The organism is Streptomyces sp. NPDC048462 (assembly GCF_043200175.1).
Classification (GTDB): Bacteria; Actinomycetota; Actinomycetes; order Streptomycetales; family Streptomycetaceae; genus Streptomyces.
The window spans coordinates 144,155-164,149 of the sequence record NZ_JBICXG010000018.1 but is presented as its reverse complement, the minus strand read 5'-3'; the positions used below and the strand labels follow the sequence as shown (position 1 = coordinate 164,149).

General features: G+C 69.5%; 18 protein-coding genes and 1 tRNA gene. 7 read left to right on the top strand and 12 right to left on the bottom strand.

The window, feature by feature from the left end; translation table 11 throughout:
* Positions 1-151 precede the first annotated feature (151 nt).
* Complete coding sequence (locus ACGFU6_RS27130; protein WP_393614573.1) at positions 152-1,054, top strand: LLM class flavin-dependent oxidoreductase; 903 nt, start codon at positions 152-154, stop codon at positions 1,052-1,054.
* A gap of 81 nt (positions 1,055-1,135) precedes the next feature.
* On the opposite strand, the gene ACGFU6_RS27125 is transcribed toward ACGFU6_RS27130, so the two are convergent.
* The 4 genes from ACGFU6_RS27125 to ACGFU6_RS27110 form a co-directional block, all read right to left on the bottom strand.
* On the bottom strand, positions 1,136-1,678 hold the full coding sequence (locus ACGFU6_RS27125) for an RNA 2'-phosphotransferase (RefSeq protein WP_393614571.1): 543 nt from the start codon (positions 1,676-1,678) through the stop codon (positions 1,136-1,138).
* A 166-nt stretch (positions 1,679-1,844) separates the two neighbouring features.
* Positions 1,845-2,795 carry a MerR family transcriptional regulator gene (locus tag ACGFU6_RS27120; protein ID WP_393614569.1) on the bottom strand — a complete coding sequence of 317 codons (951 nt, stop codon included), beginning with the start codon at positions 2,793-2,795 and terminating at the stop codon, positions 1,845-1,847.
* On the bottom strand, positions 2,792-4,573 hold the full coding sequence (locus tag ACGFU6_RS27115; RefSeq protein ID WP_393614568.1) for an SDR family oxidoreductase: 1,782 nt from the start codon (positions 4,571-4,573) through the stop codon (positions 2,792-2,794). Before ACGFU6_RS27115 ends, ACGFU6_RS27120 begins: the two co-directional genes overlap by 4 nt.
* Positions 4,570-5,421 carry a M24 family metallopeptidase gene (locus ACGFU6_RS27110; protein WP_393614566.1) on the bottom strand — a complete coding sequence of 284 codons (852 nt, stop codon included), beginning with the start codon at positions 5,419-5,421 and terminating at the stop codon, positions 4,570-4,572. Before ACGFU6_RS27110 ends, ACGFU6_RS27115 begins: the two co-directional genes overlap by 4 nt.
* Positions 5,422-5,761: 340 nt before the next feature.
* Here ACGFU6_RS27110 and ACGFU6_RS27105 point away from each other — a divergent pair, with 340 nt between their 5' ends.
* The 6 genes from ACGFU6_RS27105 to ACGFU6_RS27080 all read left to right on the top strand — a co-directional run bounded on the left by ACGFU6_RS27105 (position 5,762) and on the right by ACGFU6_RS27080 (position 10,747).
* Positions 5,762-6,751 (top strand): ABC transporter ATP-binding protein, encoded by a 990-nt coding sequence (locus ACGFU6_RS27105; RefSeq protein WP_393614580.1) that lies wholly within the window; start codon positions 5,762-5,764, stop codon positions 6,749-6,751.
* Positions 6,741-7,649, top strand: coding sequence for an ABC transporter permease (locus ACGFU6_RS27100; RefSeq protein WP_123524813.1), 909 nt, complete (start codon positions 6,741-6,743; stop codon positions 7,647-7,649). Before ACGFU6_RS27105 ends, ACGFU6_RS27100 begins: the two co-directional genes overlap by 11 nt.
* The gene (locus ACGFU6_RS27095) at positions 7,646-8,557 is read left to right on the top strand and encodes an ABC transporter ATP-binding protein (RefSeq protein ID WP_393614564.1); all 912 of its coding nucleotides are present in this window, start codon (positions 7,646-7,648) and stop codon (positions 8,555-8,557) included. The genes ACGFU6_RS27100 and ACGFU6_RS27095 overlap by 4 nt, the downstream gene beginning before the upstream one ends.
* Before the next feature lie 30 nt (positions 8,558-8,587).
* Positions 8,588-9,307, top strand: a complete 720-nt coding sequence (locus ACGFU6_RS27090) for an ABC transporter permease (protein WP_123524811.1) — start codon at positions 8,588-8,590, stop codon at positions 9,305-9,307.
* A gap of 316 nt (positions 9,308-9,623) precedes the next feature.
* Positions 9,624-10,319 (top strand): hypothetical protein, encoded by a 696-nt coding sequence (locus ACGFU6_RS27085; RefSeq protein ID WP_393614562.1) that lies wholly within the window; start codon positions 9,624-9,626, stop codon positions 10,317-10,319.
* A 341-nt stretch (positions 10,320-10,660) separates the two neighbouring features.
* A tRNA-Ser gene (locus ACGFU6_RS27080) sits at positions 10,661-10,747 on the top strand.
* Positions 10,748-10,749: 2 nt separating this feature from the next.
* On the opposite strand, the gene ACGFU6_RS27075 is transcribed toward ACGFU6_RS27080, so the two are convergent.
* The 8 genes from ACGFU6_RS27075 to ACGFU6_RS27040 all read right to left on the bottom strand — a co-directional run bounded on the left by ACGFU6_RS27075 (position 10,750) and on the right by ACGFU6_RS27040 (position 19,849).
* Positions 10,750-11,571, bottom strand: coding sequence for an HAD family hydrolase (locus ACGFU6_RS27075; protein ID WP_393614560.1), 822 nt, complete (start codon positions 11,569-11,571; stop codon positions 10,750-10,752).
* Positions 11,568-12,857 carry a serine--tRNA ligase gene (serS, locus tag ACGFU6_RS27070; protein WP_393614558.1) on the bottom strand — a complete coding sequence of 430 codons (1,290 nt, stop codon included), beginning with the start codon at positions 12,855-12,857 and terminating at the stop codon, positions 11,568-11,570. The genes ACGFU6_RS27075 and serS overlap by 4 nt, the downstream gene beginning before the upstream one ends.
* 673 nt (positions 12,858-13,530) lie before the next feature.
* Positions 13,531-14,466 (bottom strand): prephenate dehydratase, encoded by a 936-nt coding sequence (gene pheA / locus ACGFU6_RS27065; RefSeq protein ID WP_393614556.1) that lies wholly within the window; start codon positions 14,464-14,466, stop codon positions 13,531-13,533.
* A gap of 27 nt (positions 14,467-14,493) precedes the next feature.
* A complete protein-coding gene (efeB, locus tag ACGFU6_RS27060; protein ID WP_393614554.1) occupies positions 14,494-15,861 on the bottom strand; it encodes an iron uptake transporter deferrochelatase/peroxidase subunit in 1,368 nt (455 codons plus the stop codon).
* A 29-nt stretch (positions 15,862-15,890) separates the two neighbouring features.
* A complete protein-coding gene (locus ACGFU6_RS27055; RefSeq protein WP_393614552.1) occupies positions 15,891-17,948 on the bottom strand; it encodes a copper resistance CopC/CopD family protein in 2,058 nt (685 codons plus the stop codon).
* 14 nt (positions 17,949-17,962) lie between these two features.
* The gene (locus ACGFU6_RS27050) at positions 17,963-18,412 is read right to left on the bottom strand and encodes a copper chaperone PCu(A)C (RefSeq protein WP_393614550.1); all 450 of its coding nucleotides are present in this window, start codon (positions 18,410-18,412) and stop codon (positions 17,963-17,965) included.
* Entirely contained in the window at positions 18,409-19,062 is a 654-nt protein-coding gene (locus ACGFU6_RS27045) for an SCO family protein (RefSeq protein ID WP_393614549.1), read from the bottom strand. The genes ACGFU6_RS27050 and ACGFU6_RS27045 overlap by 4 nt, the downstream gene beginning before the upstream one ends.
* 52 nt (positions 19,063-19,114) lie before the next feature.
* Entirely contained in the window at positions 19,115-19,849 is a 735-nt protein-coding gene (locus tag ACGFU6_RS27040; RefSeq protein ID WP_393614548.1) for a YcnI family protein, read from the bottom strand.
* Positions 19,850-19,995 lie beyond the last annotated feature (146 nt).

Genomic DNA, 19,995 nt, shown 5'->3' with positions numbered 1-19,995 from the left:
GACCCGAGAACCACTACAAGGGCTGCACCCATATCACCAGCCGAAACGCCGAAAGTTGCACTGCCGATCGAACCCCTAACCGAACGGCATTGGGGTTAGGGCCTCTCGTTTGGATCATGCCGGCCGAGGCGGCGGCACGTAGGCTCGGATCATGAGCCTGCGCCTGAGCACCGTGATCCTCCCTGTCGACCGCTGGCACGAGGGGGGCCGGGCGAAGTGGCAGCGCGCCGAGGAGCTCGGTTTCCACACGGCGTACACCTACGACCACCTCTCCTGGCGTACCTTCCGCGACGGCCCCTGGTTCGGCGCCCTGCCCACCCTCACCGCCGCCGCGACGGCCACCACCCGCCTCCGGGTGGGCACCCTCGTCACATCGCCGAACTTCCGGCATCCGGTGACGCTCGCGAAGGAACTGATCTCCCTCGACGACGTCTCCGGCGGCCGGGTCACGCTGGGGATCGGGGCCGGCGGGAACGGCTTCGACGCGACGGCGCTGGGGCAGAAGGCGTGGACGCCGCGTGAGCGCGCGGACCGTTTCGGCGAGTTCGTGCCGCTGCTGGACCGGCTGCTCACCGAGGACGCGGTGACGCGGGAGGGGGCCCTCTACTCGGCGGTCGAGGCGCGGAACATCCCGGGCTGTGTGCAGCGGCCCCGGCTGCCCTTCGCCGTCGCCGCGACCGGCCCGCGCGGCCTCGGCCTCGCCGCGCGATACGGGCAGGCGTGGGTGACCACGGGCGACCCGAAGCTCTACGAGGAGGGCACGCCGGCCCAGTCGGACGAGGCGCTGCGCGGGCAGGTCGCGAGGCTCGGGGCGGCGTGCGGGGAGATCGGACGGGATGCGTCCGAGCTGGACAAGGTTCTGCTCACCGCGTTCACCCCGGACCGCTCCAGGATGCTTGCGTCGGTGGACGCCTTCGTGGACTTCGCGGGCCGGCACCGCGAGATCGGCTTCACCGAGATCGTGGTCCACTGGCCGATCCCCGACTCCGACTTCGCCGCCGATCAGGGCGTCTTCGAGCGCATCGCGACGGAAGCCCTCCGCCAGCTGGGCTGAGCCCGCCACGGTCTCGTCGTTGGCCGGAGCGCGGGGTGGCCGGCTCCAGGCCACCGGGTGCGTAGCCGTCCCGCTCCCGGGTCAGCCGGGCAGGCGCAGGAACTCCGGGGGCACCGCGGCGGTGAGCCAGACCCCGTTGGCGCTGACGCAGAAGGTGTGACCGGCCAGGTGCATCGCGCCGGTGTCCACGGACAGCACGACGGGCCGGCCGCGCCGGGCCCCGACGCGGGTCGCCGTCTCACGGTCCGGCGAGAGGTGTACGTGGGTGCGGTTCATCGGCCGCAGCCCCTCGCTCCGGATCGCGTCCAGGAACCGGCCGACCGTGCCGTGATAGAGGTACGCGGGCGGCTCGGCCGGTGGCAGGTCCAGGTCCACGTCGACGGTGTGTCCCTGGCTCGCCCGGATACGGCCGCCTTCGACCGCGAAGCGCTGCTTGTCGTTGGAGGCGACCACCTGGTCGAGCTCGGCCCGGGTGAGCGGGAAGTTATGGCGGTCCGTGGCCCGGAGCAGGTCGTCGATGGCGACCCAGCCGTGTGCGTCGAGCTGGAGGCCGATCCGTTCCGGCTGGTGCCGCAGGTGCTTCGAGAGGTACTTCGACACCTTGACGGTGCGTCTTTCGTCCATCCGTCCAGGGTGCCCGCGGCGTCTCCTCCCGCGCATCCGGATTTCGTACGCGATTCACAGAGCCAGTTCTTGTGCACAGGTTTGATCCACAGCCAACTCGACTTATCCACAGGTAATTTGCTGGTTCTGTGGACAAGTGACGTGCGATTCAGGCTAATTGGCGAAGTTAGTCTGCATTAACGTGAGATGAGGCAAGTGCATCTAATGTCCGTGCCTGTACCTCACGTTCGGTGGCCGCGGTGATGAAGGCGGCAGTGTTCTCCCGGCCAACCAGTCGCTCCACAGCGGTGATTGTCCCGGGCGGCAGAGCCACCGGCTTCGGCGGATGTGCGGTGGAGCCCGAGGTGAAGGGCTCCTCCGCGGTGAGGTGGTGTTCCAGATGGCGTGCGGCGAACGTACGCATGGCACGGGCGAGTTCGGCGTCCACCGTCTGCTGGGCGAGCGGGCGGAGTCTGCGTACCAGTGACGCGGCCTCTGCCGCGTCGGCGTCGGTCGGCGGCCGATGACCGAGATAGCGGGCGAAGACGTGCTCCGTGGTGAACTCCAGGAAACGGGAGGCTATCTGCTCGACCTGTCCCCGAAGCTCCCTCAGGTGCCCGGAGATCGCGCTCAACGGGACGCCCGCCGCGTGCAACTCCACAGCCACCGAGAGTTCCTGGGGACTCGGCACCAGGAACTCGTCCTCGCGGCCCGGGATGCGCTCCAGCACACCGAGATCCACCGCCTCCGCGACGGCCTGCTCGTCCTGGGTGCCGCCGAACCTCGCGTCCAGCTCGGTCCGGGTGATCCGGTCCGCCCGCTCGTCGGTCCACGGCCCGTGCACCTCCGCGACGAGCCCGAGCACCCCGCCGAGGCCACGGCCGGTGTCCCAGGCCTCCAGCAACTCCTTGATGCTGGCCAGGGTGTAGCCGCGGTCGAGCAGGTCCGCGATCTGCCGCAGCCGGGCGAGATGGGTGTCCCGGTACACATTGGCCCGGCCCCGCCGTTCCGGGGTCGGCAGCAGCCCGCGGTCCTGATAGGCGCGGATCGTGCGGACCGTGGCACCGCTGGCGTGCGCGAGGTCCTCGATCCGGTACTCCGACACCGCCCGCCCGGACGACGGCCCTTGGCCGCTCACAGCGGCGGCTTCAGCCGGGCGATGCCACGCAGCGCCCCGGGGCTGAGCCGGGACAGGAACCGGGCGGCATGCGACTCCGGCGTCACCGGGACGACGGCCTGGTTGCGTACGACCGCGCGCAGGACCGCCTCGGCGACCTTCTCCGGCGGGTAGTTGCGGACTCCGTACAGCTTGCTCGTCCGTTTCCGCAGCCGCTGTTCCTCCGCCGCGTCGGTCCCGGCGAAATGGGTGGTCGCGGTGATGTTGGTGTTCACGATGCCGGGGCAGACCGCGCTGACTCCGATCGACTTCTCGGCCAGCTCGGCGCGCAGGCATTCGCTGAGCATCAGCACGGCAGCCTTCGACGTGCTGTACGCCGGGAGCGCGCGCGAGGGCTGATAGGCGGCGGCGGAGGCCGTGTTGACGATATGGCCGCCCTGCCCGCGCTCGGCCATCTGCTTGCCGAAGAGGCGGCAGCCGTGGATGACACCCCAGAGGTTGACGTCGAGGACCTGCTTCCAGTCCTCGACCGTCGTGTCCAGGAACGAACCGGACAGCCCGATCCCGGCGTTGTTGACCAGCACATCGACGATCCCGTACTCGGTGGCGACCTTCTCGGCCAGCTTCTCCATGGCCGCCTCGTCACTGACGTCGACCGTCTCCCCCCAGGCGGCCGGCGCGCCGATCAGCCTGGCCAGCTCCGCCGTCCGGGCCGCACCCTCCGCGTCCCGGTCCACGGCCACCACCCGGGCGCCCGCGTCGGCGAAGGCGAAGGCGGTGGCCCGCCCGATGCCGCCGGCCGCGCCCGTCACCAGGACGAGCTGTCCGCCGAACCGGTCCGCGTGCGCACCCTTCGGCGCGGCGTCCCCCACCGGGACACCTCCCTGCATGGCCGATTCGTTGGCGGCGGCGAACTCATTGATCCAGGAGGCCAGCTGGTCCGGCCTGGTGCGCGGCACCCAGTGCTTGGCCGGCAGCGAGCGGCGGGTCAACTGCGGCACCCAGGAATCGAGTCCGTCGTAGAGCTGCTCCGAAAGGAAGATGTCGCCCGTCGGTGTGATCAGCTGGACCGGCACGTGCGCGTAGGCGTCGGTGCGGGGCCTGCGCAGCCGGGTCCGGACGTTGTCGCGGTAGAGCCAGGCCCCGTGCGCCGCGTCTTCGGGCAGGGACGCAGTCGGATAGTCGCCCGGCGGCACCTTCTCCAGCCGTTGCAGGATGCCGGGCCACCGCTTGCCGAGCGGCCCGCGCCAGGCGAGCTCCGGCAGGACCGGCGTGTGCAGCATGTACACGTACCAGGACTTGGCACCCTGGCCCAGCAGCTGGCCGACCCGGCGCGGAGTGGGCCTGGCCATCCGCTGCTTGATCCAGTGCCCGAAGTGGTCGAGGGAGGGGCCGGACATCGAGGTGAAGGACGCGATCCGGCCCTCGGTACGGCTGACCGTCGCGAACTCCCAGGCCTGGACCGAGCCCCAGTCGTGACCGACCAGGTGCACCGGACGGTCCGGGCTCACCGCGTCGACGACGGCCAGGAAATCGTCGGTCAGCTTCTCCAGGGTGAAGCCGCCGCGCAGCGGGACGGGCGCCGTCGAGCTGCCGTGGCCGCGCACGTCGTACAGCACGACGTGCCACCGCTCGGCCAGTTGCCGGGCGACCTGCGTCCAGACCTCCTTGCTGTCCGGATAGCCGTGCACGAGCACGATGGTCGGACGCGTCGCCTCGCCCAGCTCGACGACGCACAGTTCGATACCGCCCGTGGCCACCCGGCGCTCGCGCGCCCCCGGCAGATCCAGCAGACTCATGCCCCCACCCTCTCCTCGGCCCAGCGCCGCACGTGCGGCAGATCCTCGTCCAGCCAGAAGGCGCTCTGCTCGGGGTCCCGTGAGTCGGTGACGACCAGGATCTCCTCGAACTTCGCGCCGGTACCCCGGAATCCGATGTGGGGTTCCACCGCCCACAGTCCAGGCCGCGGGGGATGGTCGGAGAAGCGGTGCGGACTCCAGAGCGGCGACCAGCCGTCCCGGTGCCCGTGGACCGCATCGCTCAACAGTCCCTTGAGTGACTGGCTGCCGAACCCGAACACCCTCGGCGACCAACGGCGTTCGATGACGCGGTCGACCTTGTGGGCGATCACGCCGAATGGATACGCGCGGTGCCGGTTGGCGTAACCCTGCCTGATCATCAGGCGCTCGACGTCCTCGTATATCTCGCGCAGCGGGCGCCGCTCGCGCACCTCGCGCAGGATCAGGTCGCGGTGGGCCTCCAGGTCGGCGAGCAGCCTGTCGTGCAGCGGGTTCAGCCCCAGGCAGCCGGAATAGCCGATGTCCGCGGTGAACCCCTTGTACACAGGCGCCATGTCGAGGATGAACGGCATCCCCGGCTCCAGCCGCCGGTCGGTCGGGAAGAACTGCAGCGGCACCTTGAATCCGGTGAACGCCGTGCGGTCCCCGAACCAGGCGAAGGGCAGATGGAACCAGTCCCGCACCCCGCGCGAGGTCAGCCACTCGCGCTGCATCCGGGCCGCTTCCCGCTCCGTCACCCCCGGCCGCAGGCGGGCGGCGACCGCTTCCGCGCAGGCGGACGCGAGGCGCTGCACCTCTCTGAACCCACGAAGCTCCGGGGTCAGTTGGCTGTTCACTCGCGCACCCATGCCACCGTCCGTTCCCTGCCGTGTGCGGTACGTGCCCGTAACGTGACACTGATGAATGTGACAATGTCCGGCGGCTACGTCAAGAGGTCCGCCGGACCTGTGGACAACTGCGCGCACCATCCCGAGACCGTGCAATACGCGGTGGCCGCACACCACCCGGAGCGGCAACCGGAAGCCGGACCGCCTGCCTCCTCCCTCCTGGGGTCCCCCTACGGGTCTGTACATCTGGAGTCTGAGGGGAAACCAGCCGCCAGGTCTGACGACCGTTGTGGCCCGCGCCACTAACGTCGCTTACGTGACTGTCATTGCGACCGAAAGCCTGAGCAAGCGGTTCCCACGGGTGACCGCGCTTGACCGGCTCTCCTTGGACATCGGCCCCGGCGTGACCGGGCTGGTGGGCGCCAACGGAGCCGGCAAGTCCACCTTGATCAAGATCCTGCTGGGTCTGTCTCCCGCCACCGAGGGCCGGGCCGCGGTGCTCGGGCTCGACGTCTCGACCAGCGGCGCCGCCATCCGGGAACGGGTCGGCTACATGCCCGAACACGACTGCCTGCCGCCCGACGTCTCGGCCACCGAGTTCGTCGTGCACATGGCGCGAATGTCCGGACTCCCGCCGACCGCCGCCAGGGAGCGGACCGCGGACACCCTGCGCCACGTCGGCCTGTACGAGGAGCGCTACCGCCCCATCGGCGGCTACTCGACCGGCATGAAGCAGCGGGTGAAACTGGCCCAGGCGCTGGTCCACGACCCGCAGCTGGTCCTCCTGGACGAGCCGACCAACGGGCTGGACCCGGTCGGCCGCGACGAGATGCTCGGCCTGATCCGGCGGGTGCACACCGACTTCGGTATCTCGGTCCTGGTCACCTCGCACCTGCTGGGTGAACTCGAACGCACCTGTGACCACGTCGTCGTCATCGACGGCGGAGCGCTGCTGCGCTCCAGCTCCACCAGCGACTTCACCCAGACCACCACGACCCTCGCGGTCGAGGTCACCGACAGCGACACCCACCCCGACGGCACCGACGCGCTGCGCCGGGCCCTCAGGGAGACGGGTATCAAGCTGGTGGGCCTCGACGGGCTGGACGCGGAAGGGCTGCCCGGGGCGGGCCACATCCTGCTGATCGAGGCGACCGGCGAGGAGACGTACGACATCGTCCGCGACAGCGTCGCCGGCCTGGGCCTCGGCCTCGTCCGGATGGAACAGCGCCGCCACCACATCGCCGAGGTCTTCCGTACCGAAGAGGCACCGGCAGCGCAGGCCGCGGCGCAGCACGCGTCCGTGGCCGCCGGGGCCGTACAGCAGAAGGGGAGCGGTAGCGATGAGCACTGAGACCGGCGCCGCGACCGGGAGCGAGACCTCCCGGATCCACAACATCGGCTACCGCGCCTACGACGGGCCCCGCCTGGGCCGGGCGTACGCCCGCCGCTCGCTCTACTCGCAGTCCCTGCGCGGTTCCTTCGGACTCGGCCGTTCCGCCAAGTCCAAGGTGCTGCCCATGCTGCTCTTCGGCGTGATGTGCCTGGTCGCGGCGATCATCGTGGCGGTGGCGATCAACATCCCCGACTCGACGAAGCTGCCGGTCAAGTACACCTCGTACGCGGTCTACCTGCAGGCGGTCATCGGCCTGTTCCTCGCCTCGCAGGCACCTCAGTCGGTCTCCAGGGACCTTCGCTTCAAGAGCGTGCCGCTGTACTTCTCGCGGCCCATCGAGCGCGGCGACTACGTCATCGCCAAATTCGCCGCCATGGCCTCCGCGCTGTTCGTCCTCACCGGTGCGCCGCTCGTCATCCTCTACGTGGGCGCCCTGCTGGGTAAGTTCGACTTCGGCGACCAGACCAAGTGGTTCGCACAGGGAATGGTGTCGGTGGCGTTGCTCTCCGTCCTCTTCGCCGGGCTCGGCCTCGTGATGGCCGCGCTCACCCCGCGCCGGGGCTTCGGCGTCGCCGCGGTGATCGCCGTACTCACCATCTCCTACGGTGCGGTCTCCACCGTCCAGGGCATCGCCTGGTCGACGGGTTCCACCGGAGCCGTCCCGTGGCTGGGCCTCTTCTCGCCGATCACGCTGATCGACGGTGTGCAGACCGCGTTCCTCGGCGCCACCTCCGCCTTCCCCGGAGGGGAAGGCCCGGGGGCCGGTGCCGGAGTGGTCTATCTGATCGTTGTTCTCGCGCTCGTCGCCGGCTCGTACGCCGTACTGATGCGCCGCTACCGGAGGGTCGGGCTGTGACCACCATCGAGATCGACCACACCTCCCGCTGGTTCGGCAACGTGGTCGCCGTCAACGACGTGAGCATGACCGTGGGGCCGGGCGTCACCGGTCTGCTGGGTCCCAACGGGGCCGGCAAGTCCACGCTGATCAACATGATGGCGGGATTCCTCGCCCCGTCCACGGGCACCGTCACGCTCGACGGCAAGGCGATCTGGCGCAACGAGGCCGTCTACCGGCACATCGGCATCGTGCCCGAGCGGGAGGGCATGTACGACTTCCTGACCGGCCGCGAGTTCGTGGTGGCCAACTCGGAGCTGCACGGCCTCGGTGACGCCGAGGCGGCCCGCGCGCTGGCCACGGTCCAGATGGAGTACGCGCAGGACCGCAAGATCTCCACGTACAGCAAGGGCATGCGCCAGCGCGTGAAGATGGCCTCCGCGCTGGTCCACGACCCGTCCGTGCTGCTGCTCGACGAACCGTTCAACGGAATGGACCCGCGTCAGCGGATGCAGCTGATGGAGCTGCTGCGACGGATGGGCGCGGAGGGACGCACGGTCCTCTTCTCCTCCCACATTCTCGAAGAGGTCGAGCAACTCGCCTCGCACATCGAGGTGATCGTGGCCGGCCGGCACGCCGCGTCCGGTGACTTCCGCAAGATCCGCCGGCTGATGACGGACCGCCCGCACCGCTATCTCGTACGGTCCAGCGACGACCGGGCACTCGCCGCCGCGCTCATCGCGGACCCGTCGACGGCCGGCATCGAAGTGGACCTGGGCGAGAACGCCCTGCGCATCCAGGCGGTCGACTTCGGACGCTTCACCGTGCTGCTGCCGAGGGTCGCACGCGAGCAGGGCATCCGGCTGCTGACCGTTTCGCCGTCCGACGAATCCCTCGAATCGGTCTTTTCCTATCTCGTAGCGGCCTGAGTAGTGGCCGATAAGGAGCTGTGAAGCGTCATGTACGACCCCACAGTCGCCCGGCTCACCTACCGGGCCCTGCTCGGCCGGCGCCGGGCCGCAATCCTCTTCATCCTGCCCGCACTGCTGTTGGTCATCGCGGTGGCGGTACGGATGTTCGCCGGGGCCGATGACCAGGTCGCCTCGGACGTGCTGGGCGGTTTCGCGATCGCCACCATGGTGCCGCTGATCGGCGTGATCGCCGGAACCGGAGCGATCGGGCCGGAGATCGACGACGGCTCGATCGTCTATCTGCTGGCCAAGCCGGTGAGCCGGCCGACCATCATCTTCACCAAGCTGATCGTGGCGATCGCCGTGACGATGGTCTTCTCGGCGGTGCCGACCATGATCGCGGGCCTGATCCTCAACGGCAACGGCCAGCAGATCGCGGTGGCCTACACGATCGCCGCCCTGGTCGCCTCGATCGCCTACAGCGCACTGTTCCTGCTGCTGGGCACGGTCAGCCGGCACGCGGTGGTCCTCGGACTCGTCTACGCCCTGGTCTGGGAGGCCCTCTTCGGCAGCCTGGTCCCCGGTGCGCGCACGCTCAGCGTCCAGCAGTGGTCCCTCGCGCTGGCCGAGAAGGTCGGCGGGAGCGACGCCATCAGCTCCGACGTCGGACTGCCGGTCGCGACGGTGCTGCTGATCGCGGTCACCGTGGCGGCGACCTGGTACGCGGGCCAGAAGCTGCGCACCCTGAAGCTCGCCGGCGAGGAGTGAGCACGCACACCCCTCTGATGCGACAGCCCCTGTCCGATGTTCTGCGGACAGGGGCTGTCGTATGTCGGACAGTATTACGCGATTACGCGTAACTGTACGGATATCGGTTCGTTGTTCCGGATGCGTGGAGGCAACTGGAATCTGAGACGTCGAGCTTTCGTGAATTCGGGGATTGCCGATGCCGGCGGTACACGCCTACGGGCGACACCCGTCCACCGGGTCGGTCATAGAGCAAGTGGCAAACGTGAGCGTCCTCCGCCCCTGAAGCCCGGGGAGAGGGCTGTCCCTGTCACTCTCCCGATCGGAAGGCATGCCCATGCCCACGGAAGTCGCCCTGCTCGAATCACGCGCGCTGCGCGTCGAACAGATGGGGCGCGTAGACACCCTCGACAAGGTGAAGAGCCTCGTCATGCTCCCGGACGGAATTCACGTTCGCACCGAGGATGTGGCTCGTTACTTCGAAGTATCCACAGAGGTCGTCAAGAAGGTGATCCAGCGCCACCGCTCGGAGATGGAGGAGAACGGTCTGCGACTGCTTCGTGGCTCTGAACTGCGGGTTTTCAATAGGGACATGATGTCCCTATTGGGTGAGGGGCAAGGTGAAAGTTATCCACAGGCGCCTGCGCAGCTCACGCTCTTCACCCGCAGGACCGTTCTCAACGTCGCGATGCTTCTTCGCGACAGCGACATCGCGCGCTGCGTCCGTACGTACCTGCTCGACGCCGAGCAGGACCTGCGGGCGGGGTACGCCTCGCTCGAACACCGGGTCACCCGGGTCGAGAGCTGCCTGTCCGGAGTCGGTAGTGCTCTCCAGGAGCTGGGCCCGGTCCTCAACCGGATGTCGCTCAGGCTCGACAGCCTCGACCGGAGGCTGGAGGTCACACAGCAGGTGATCGGTGCCATGAGCGTGCGGCTGGGCGGGGTCTCGCAGGACATCGCCGGGCTGGACGGGCGGATGGACGAGTTCGCGCGGAACCTGAAGGACCTGAGCCGTCGCAACAGGAGCCGCTGAGGGTCCTGAGACAGCCCTGATGTCCGGTGCCACCCGGTCACGCGGATACCACCGGTCACGCGGATACCACCGGCCACGCGCCGCCCGTAAATGAGTGGCACCGGACATCGGGCGCGCGGCACAGTGGCGTTACGGCACCCGCCGGGAACGGCACCTGCCGGCAACGGCACCACAGACCGGGAGAGGAGCGCGGCGATGACCGGGAGTCCGAGTCCGTCGAGCTCCCTGCAAGGCGTGGCCGAGCGGGCCGCGGAGTAGTCAGCGACTGTCTCCGCCGAGCCGCTTCGAGCAGCACGCCGGGGCGGCCGTTCATGCGCATCGCGCGCGGCCGCCCTCCCCCTGGAGGATTGGCCGAGTGGTAAGGCAGCGGCTTGCTAAGCCGTCGTCGGGGTGCGAACCCCGCGCGCGTTCGATCCGCGCATCCTCCGCCTCAGGCAGCCGGCGCCGAAGGCTGCTGGAGCAGCTGCTCCAGCACCACGGCGATCCCGTCGTCCTCGTTCGACGCGGTGACCTCGTGGGCCACGGCCTTCAGATCCTCGTGCGCGTTGGCCATCGCCACACCGTGCCGCGACCAGGCGAACATCGGGATGTCGTTCGGCATGTCACCAAAGGCGATGGTGTCCGCCGCCTTCACGCCCAGCCGGCGCGCGGCCAGCGAGAGACCGGTGGCCTTGCTGAGCCCGAGCGGCAGGATCTCCACGACCCCCGGACCGGCCATGACCACGTCGACCAGATTGCCGACCGCCGCCCGCGCGGCCTTGGCCAGCGCGTCGTCGTCCAGATCCGGGTGCTGTATGTAGACCTTGTTGAGCGGGGCCGCCCACATCTCGGCCGGGTCCTGCACGAAGACGGCCGGCAGCGGGCCCTCCTGCACGCGGTAGCCCGGACCGACCAGCACCTCGCCGTCCAGCCCGTCGCGGCTGGCCGCCAGAGCCAGCGGACCGATCTCCGCCTCGACCTTGGACAGCGCCAGACCGGCGAGCTGCCGGTCCAGGGTCAGCGAGGTCAGCAGCTTCCGCTCGCCCGCGTGGTAGACCTGCGCGCCCTGACCGCAGACCGCGAGGCCCTCGTAGCCCAGGTCGTCCAGGATGTGCCGGGTCCACGGGACGGCGCGGCCGGTGACGATGATGTGCGCCGCACCGGCCGCGGTCACCGCGGCCAGTGCGTCACGTGTGCGCCCGGAAACCGTGTCGTCGGCACGCAGCAGCGTGCCGTCGAGGTCGGTCGCGACGAGCTTGTAGGGGAAGGTCACTTGGCGACCGGCTCCAGGACCTCACGCCCGCCCAGGTACGGACGGAGTACCTCGGGTACCCGTACCGAACCGTCGGCCAGCTGGTGGTTCTCCAGGATCGCCACGATGGTCCGCGGGACGGCGCAGAGCGTGCCGTTCAGCGTGGACAGCGGCTGGAGCACCTTCTTGCCGTCGCGGGTGTCGCGCATCCGGACGGACAGCCGGCGCGCCTGGAAACCGTCGCAGTTGGATGCCGAGGTCAGCTCGCGGTACTTGCCCTGGGTCGGGATCCACGCCTCGCAGTCGAACTTCCTGGAGGCGGAGGAGCCCAGGTCGCCGGTGGCGACGTCGATGACCTGGAAGGGCAGCCCGAGAGCGGTCAGCCACTGCTTCTCCCAGTCCAGCAGCCGCTGGTGCTCGGCCTGGGCATCCGCCGGGTCGACGTACGAGAACATCTCGACCTTGTCGAACTGGTGGACCCGGAAGATGCCGCGGGTGTCCTTGCCGTACGTACCGGCCTCGCGGCGGAAGCACGGCGAGAAGCCCGCGTAGCGCAGCGGCAGCTTGTCCGCCTCGATGATCTCGTCCATGTGGTACGCCGCGAGCGGTACCTCGGAGGTGCCGACCAGGTAGTAGTCGTCCTTCTCCAGGTGGTACACGTTCTCCGCGGCCTGGCCGAGGAATCCGGTGCCCTCCATGGCGCGCGGGCGGACCAGCGCCGGGGTGAGCATCGGGATGAAGCCGGCCTCGGTGGCCTGGGCGATCGCCGCGTTGACCAGGGCGAGTTCCAGCAGTGCCCCGACGCCCGTCAGGTAGTAGAAGCGCGAGCCGGACACCTTGGCGCCGCGCTCCATGTCGATCGCGCCGAGCGCCTCGCCGAGCTCCAGGTGGTCCTTGGGCTCGAAGCCCTCGGCGCCGAAGTCGCGGATGGTGCCGTGCGTCTCCAGGACGACGAAGTCCTCCTCGCCGCCGACCGGCACGTCCTCGTGGACGATGTTGCCGAGCCGCAGCAGCAGGCTCTTGGTCTCCTCGTCGGCCTCGCCCTGTGCCGCGTCGGCCGCCTTGACGTCGACCTTGAGCTGCTCGGCCTTCTTCAGGAGCTCGGCGCGCTCCTCCGGCGAGGCCTTGGGGATGAGCTTGCCGAGCGATTTCTGCTCGGAACGGAGCTCGTCGAACCGAACCCCGGACGACCTGCGCCGTTCGTCGGCGGAGAGCAGGGCGTCGACGAGCTCGACGTCCTCTCCACGGGCGCGCTGGGAGGCGCGAACACGGTCGGGGTCCTCACGAAGCAGGCGAAGGTCAATCACCCCTCCAGGCTACCGGTGTCGGCTTCCGTAGCTCGAACCGATATTGGCGAGCGTGTCACTTTGCCCGAATTGCCGGTATTGGTAATGCTGAAGAGGAATCCGCGGCGAGTGTTTGGGCGCCATCGTCAATAAAGAGGTCCTATTCCCCTAAATGGGGCAGAAGGTTCGTGGGTCTTGACGTATCGGCCTTGCCTGGAAGGGGAGTTGGTGCCCACTTGTCCACAGGGGTGGGCGCCTTCTGAAAGTTATCCACAGGCTGTGAAGAAGATCTGTGGACGCGAGGTAGATCATTCCGAAAGCGGTGCGAAGGCTCGCGGAATCCCCCTTCAAACCCCTTCTGCACGCTCGTTCGGGTGGGAATTCCTCGTCCTAAAGAGTTGATCAATGGAATTGCGGTGACACCGGGCGTCCTGCCGGTCTGTGGACGGGTCTGGGTGGACTGGGGAGATTTGTCGACCATGTCGCGTTGCGGTGTCGACTTGTCCCCAGGTCGAGACGTACGCCTGTGGATAACTTTTCGATGATGACAATCCACTGATCGCACTGGGCCTGTGGGCGTGCCGAAGTGAGGAAGGGCGCGTGTGCGGAAGTGTGGGTGTGCGGGTGTGCGGGAGCGCTGAAGTGCGGACGCACCGAGCCTGTCGGGCGGAGGGCGCCGACGGGCCGCGGACCGTCAGGCTCGCCCGTCCTGGTTCCGGGCCAGCCAGTCCGAGGCCACGGTGAACTCCGCGTCCGACGTACCCGCACGCAACGGACGTACGTCCGCCGCCGTCACGCCGGCCCGCGGATACGAGCCGAGGAAGCGGACGTTCGGGCAGATCCGCTTCAGCCCCATCAACGCCTCGCCCACCCGGCGGTCGGAGATGTGGCCCTCGGCGTCCACGGCGAAGCAGTAGTTGCCGATGCCCGCACCCGTCGGCCGGGACTGGATCAGCATCAGGTTCACCCCGCGCACCGCGAACTCCTGGAGCAGTTCGAGCAGCGCACCGGGGTGGTCGTCGCCCAGCCAGATGACCACCGACGTCTTGTCCGCACCCGTCGGCGCCGCCGGCCGGGCCGGGCGGCCCACCAGCACGAACCGGGTCTGGGCGTTCTCCGCGTCGTGGATCTCGGTCACCAGCGGTTCGAGCCCGTAGGTCGCCGCGGCGAACTCACCGGCGAACGCGGCGTCGTACCGGCCCTCCTGCACCAGCCGGGCACCGTCCGCGTTGGACGCCGCCGACTCCCATACGGCCTGCGGGAGATGGGCGGCCATCCAGTTGCGTACCTGCGGCTGCGCGGCCGGGTGCGCGGTGACCGTCTTGACGTCGGACAGCTTGGTACCGGGGCGCACGAGCAGCGCGAAGGTGATGGACAGCAGCACCTCGCGGTAGATCATCAGCGGCTCGCCGCTGGTGAGCTGGTCCAGGGTGGTGGTGATGCCGCCCTCGACGGAATTCTCGATCGGTACGAGTGCCGCTGCCGCCGTGCCGTTGCGCACCGCGTCCAGCGCCGCCGGCACGGAGACCATCGGGACGAGCTCACGGGTGGCGGCTTCCGGGAGCGTACGGAGGGCGACCTCGGTGAAGGTGCCTTCGGGGCCGAGATAGGCGTAGCGCGTGGCGGACATACCGTCACCCTAATGCGCCGGGGTGGCTCAGGACTCCAACAACCGCTGCCCCACGTACTCCCCGGCCGCCGCACCGCCCGGCACCGCGAAGAGGCCGCTCGCCTCGTGGCGGAGGAAGGGCGACAGGGCGTCTCCCCGGTCGAGTTTGCGCTGCACCGGTACGAAGCCCCGCAGCGGATCCGCCTGCCAGCAGATGAAGAGCAGCCCGGCGTCCGGGGTGCCGTCGGTGGCGATTCCGTCGTGGTACGAGAACGGGCGGCGGAGCATGGCCGCTCCGCTGTTGCGCTCCGGGGAGGAGATCCGGGCGTGCGCGTTGTCGGGGATCAGGAGCTTGCCGTCGGGGCCCGCCTTGTCGAGATCCATGGTGGTGGTCTCGGTGCCGCCGCTGAGCGGGGCCCCGTCCGCCTTGCGCCTGCCGATGACCCGTTCCTGGCGTTCCACCGGGAGCTTCTCCCAGTCGTCGAGCAGCATCCTGATCCGCCGGACGACCGCGTACGAGCCGCCGGCCAGCCATTCGTACTTCGCGTCATCGGAGCCGGACGGGACGAAGACGCGCCGGTCGAAGTCGCTGTCGGCCGGTTTCGGATTGCCGGTGCCGTCGATCTGGCCCATCAGATTGCGAGCGGTCATCGGCTTGGCGGTGGCACCGGGTGTGCGGTTGAAGCCGTTCATCTGCCAGCGCACGGTGGCCGTCGAAGCGGCCTCTTTCTGCACGGCCCGCAGCGCGTGGAACGCGACGAGCGCGTCGTCGGCGCCGATCTGCACCCAGAGGTCGCCGTTGGAACGGGCGCCGTCGAGGTGGTCCGCGGAGAACGGCGGCAGCGGGTCGAGCCCCGGCGGCCGGCGGTCGACGAGGCCCGTGCGTTCGAAGAAGGTGGCGCCGAAACCGAAGGTGACGGTCAGCGAGGACGGCCCGGCATCCAGCGCGATACCGGTGTCGTGCCCCGTGCCGTCCGCCGCGCCACCGGCGGTGGGCTCGCCGGCCATCAGCCGCTGCGCGGCGGCTGACCAGCGGCGCATCAGTGCGGCCGCCTCCTTCCGGCCGGTGCCGGGGGCCAGGTCGAAGGCGATGAGATGGCCGCTCGCCTGGAGCGGGGTGGTGATGCCCGGCTGATGTTTCCCGTGAAACATCACCTCGGAGGAGCCCACGGAGGTCAGTGCGGTGGGCGTCTCGTCCCGTGTCGCGGCGTAGCCGGTCGCCCCACCGGCCGCCCCGAGCACCAGCCCGGTGGCCCCGGCCGCGCCGGCTGTGCCGAGCAGCCGGCGCCGCGAGAGGGCGCCGGGCGGCTGTGCACCGTCGCCGCCGGTTCCGTCGGCCGCGCTGCTTCCGCTTCCGGAGCGGCCTGTGCTGCCGGAGCTGCCTCGGCTGTCTGCCTTGGCTGTCCTGCCTGCCATGTTCGAACTGTTTTTGCTCACGGTCCTGCTCAGCCGATCTTCACGTTCTTCTCGACCGTCGTCTGGTCGATGTCCGACGTCCGTACGGTCGCCGCGACGGTCCAGTCGCCCGCCATCGGGATCTGGAGGCCGGTGGCCGTCCAGTGCCCCTCGGTCAGCCGGACCGGAACCACCGGAAGGGGGCCGATGTCCTTGGACTTCAGGGTGAGGGCGAGTTTCACCTCGGGGACGTCCATGGCCTTCCCGTTGGCGCCCTCGATCCAGACGTGGACCGCGTTGGCCCCGGTGCGGCCCGGGTCGATGTCCATCTCGAGTGTGCCCTTGCCGTTCTTGCCGCCGGTGTCGAACGGCAGCGTGAGGTTGACGGGGCCGCTCGCGGCCGGTGCGGCGGCCGCGTTCGACGCACGGGCCGCCTCCTCCTCGGTACGGCCCGGCTCGGTCGACGTCAGGATGGTGGTCACCACCAGCAGGGCCACCGCGACGCCGACTTCGGCCAGCACCGAGCGGCGGAGGCCGGAGCGGTCGGGGTCGGCGTCACGCACCCGCTTCTTCTCGGCGGTGGCCACGGCGGCCTTCTGCCGTGCGAGCTGAACGGCCCGCGCGGGGTCCTGCGACGCCGAGCCGTCCGACGACGGCGTAAGGCCGTCCGCCGACGACGTCGGCACCGACTTGGCCTTGACCTGGTCCTTGACCTTGGCCTCGACCTGGGGTTCTGCTTCTGCTTCGGTCTGCGCCGCTGCCCCCGCCGCGGCTGCGCCTTCGTCGTCAGCTGTAGCTGTAGCCGCCGGGGCCGTAACCGCGCTCCCGCCCGATGCCAGCCTTCCCGTCCACCGGCGGGAGAACGACGCGACCCCGACCAGGACCGCGACGAGCCCCACCTTCACGAGCAGCAGCTGCCCGTATCCGGTGTCGGTCAGCGCGGACCAGGAGCCGAGCTGGCGCCAGGACTGGTAGATCCCGGTGGCGACGACCACGAGCACACTGCCGAACGCGATCCGGGAGAAGCGCCGCACGGCGTCGGCGGTGACATCGGGGGTGCGGTACAGGGCGACCAGCAGGGCCGCGAGCCCGCCCAGCCAGGTGGCCACGGCGAGCAGGTGGAGTACGTCGACCGGCATGGCGATCCCCGACTGGATGCCGGTCGACGCGTGCTCGGCGAGCGCCCAGGTCGCGGCGATCCCGGCGGCGATGACCGCGCCGCCGGCGGCGAGGCCGAAGGTGAGGTCCGCCTTCTCGCGCGCGTCCTCGCGCTTCGCGTACGCCCCGAACAGGACGGCGATGAACAGCGCGCTGGCGCCGAGCAGCAGCAGCCGTGAGACGAGTGCGGCGCCCGGCTTGGTGTCGAGGACGGCCTGCAGCCCGTCGAGGTCGAAGGCGTCCGCGAGCTTCCCGGAACCGGTGTACGGGGTGCGCAGCAGCAGCATGGCGAGGGTGGCCGCGGTGAGGGTCATCCAGCCGCGTACCACGAGGCGTTGCAGCGGGCGGGCGCCCGCCCCGCGCTGCCAGCAGGCCAGTACGAAGGCCGCGCCGCCCGCGAGCACGATGAAGCCGGCGTACGCGGCGTAGCGCGCGATGCCGTAGAGCGTGCCGACGAGGCCGCCCCCGGCCTCGCTGTCGGGGAGGGCGACGGCGGTCTTGGAGGGGGCTCCGATGGAGAAGGTGAAGGCGCCGGAGACCGGATGGCTGTCGGCGGAGACGGCCTGCCAGGCGACGGTGTACGTGCCGTCGGGCAGGCCGGTGTGCAGGGCGACGCCGTATTTCACGGTGGAGCCGCTGTGCAGATCGAGCGGGGCGGCCTCGGTGTCGGCGCGCTTGCCGTTCGGGTCCAGGATCCGGATGGAGCCCTCGCCCACGGCGACCTGCTCGGAGAAGGTCAGTGTGACCTGTTCGGGGGCGGTGGCGACGACCGCCCCGTCCTGTGGATCGCTCCCGGTGAGTGCGGCGTGAGCCGACGCGGGACCCGCGACCGCCAGCAGCAGGCCGAACACCACGCCCAGGAGCGCGGCGATGAGTCCGGCAGCGGCGAGCGGCCTGCGTATGGCGGGTACGGACGGGGGCGGCCCGAAGGGCGGGGCGGTGGCTGTCATGGTGTGTCAGTCCCTCACTGCTTCTTCGGGTTGTGGGTGGTCTCCTTCACGGGAAGGTCGACCTTGATCGGGCCGGCCTTCTCGAAGTGCAGCTCCATGGACACCTTCTCGCCCTGCTTCGGCTGCTGCTTGAGCTTCATGAACATGATGTGGTTTCCACCGCGTTCGAGGTCCAGCTCACCGCCTGCGGGTACGGCGAAGGACGTCACCATGCGCATCGCCTGGTTCTTCGTCTCGTGGATCGTGACGTTGTCCGAGAGCGGGCTGGTGACAGAGGTGAGCCGGTCGGAACTGCCGCCGCTGTTCCGCACGACGAGGAAGGCTGCCGCCATGTCGTTGACGGGCTGCGGCATGAACGCGCCGGTGACCTTCAACTCCGGCTTGCTGCCCGGGGAGGAGCACCCCGCCAGCGCCAGGCCCGTGGAGAGGGCCAGGACGCCGGCGAGGACGGTGCGGCGGTTCACGGAGTCTCCCCCTTGAGGAGCTTGGGGAGGTCCTTGGTGTAGTCGTCGGGCGTGGTGTCCTCGCTGTACAGCACGTACCCCTTGTCGGTCTTCGGCGAGAACGCCATGACCTGCGAGCCGTGCATCGAGACGATCGTGCCGTCCTTCTCCTTCTTCGGCGCGTCGATACCGATGCCGATCTGCCGGGCGCCCGCCTGGATGGTCGGGAAGTCGCCGGTGAGACCGATGAACGACGGGTCCTGGGACTCGAGCCAGCTGCCCAGCGAGGACGGGGTGTCCCGCTCCGGGTCGGTGGTGACGAAGACGACCTGGAGCTTGTCCCGCTCTGCCTGCGGGAGAGACTTCTTGGCGATCGCGATGTTGCTCATGATGAGCGGGCAGACGTCGGGGCAGTTGGTGTAGCCGAAGTAGATGAGTGTCGGCTTGCCCTTGGTCTTCTCGCGGAGGTCGTACTTCTTGCCGTGAGTGTCGGTGAGGACGAGATTCGGCTTGGTGAACGGATCGTCGAGCACCGTCGCGGCCTTGGTCTTCGCCTCCGTCGAGACATCGGCGATCGGCTTCTTGCTTTCGTTGTCACTGCCGCCGCAGGCGGACAGGGTGAGCGCGGCCGCGGCGACGAGCGCCGCGGCCAGCACAGACTTCTTAACCATGGAGCACTGATTCCTGAGGGGTGGGTGTGGCGGGTGGGGCTTGTGGAGATGGTCAGGCGGTACGGCGCCGTCCGGCCAGGACGCCGAAGGCGACACCGGCGACGCCGATGACGATGCCGACGATGCCGAGAGTGCGGGCCGTGGTGTCGCTCGCGGAGGAGGACGCCGAGGCCGTTGTCTTCTCGTCCTTCGGCTGGTCGGCTGCGGCGTTCTTGTCCTCGGAGGCGGCGGCCGCGCCGTGCGCGTCGTCGGTGGCGGCGGTCAGCTTGAGGACCGGAGCGGGGCTCTCGGGCTCCTCGGCCCCGTCCTTCTGCTCCTCGATCCAGCGGACGACTTCCTTGTTGTCGTACGTCTGGATGGCCTTGAACACCAGCTGGTCGGCGTCCTCGGGGAGCTGGCCGACGGAGAGCGGGAACTGCTGGAAGCGGCCGGGCTCGATCTTGCCGCCGTCCGCGGTCCAGGTGACCTTGGAGACGGCCTCGTTGATCTTCTTGCCGTGCATGTCGAGCGGCTTGGCCAGCTTGCTCGTGGTGACCTTGATGTCCCAGCCGGGCACGGGCTGCGGCATGACGGAGGCCAGCGGGTGGTCGGTCGGGAAGTTGACCTCGAGCTTGGTCGTCGCGGCGTCGTCGCGCTCGTTGGGGACCTTGAAGTTGATGACGGCGTAACCGCCCTTGGCGGCCTCGCCCTGCGGCTGGACGCTGACGTGGGCGGAGGCCGTACCGGCGAGGATCAGCACGGTGGACGCGGCGACGCCGCCGGCGAGGGCGATGCGGGAAACGTTCATGTCAGGGATCACTCCACAAAGCACGAAGGAAAGGTGCTCCGACACGCGGGTGCGCGACGGCATCGCGACACCTCTTCCCCTCACGAGCGGTGCGTGCGCGCCGCCCCGCGCCTGCACCGGTGAGGTGCCTGCGAGGGTTGCGCGTG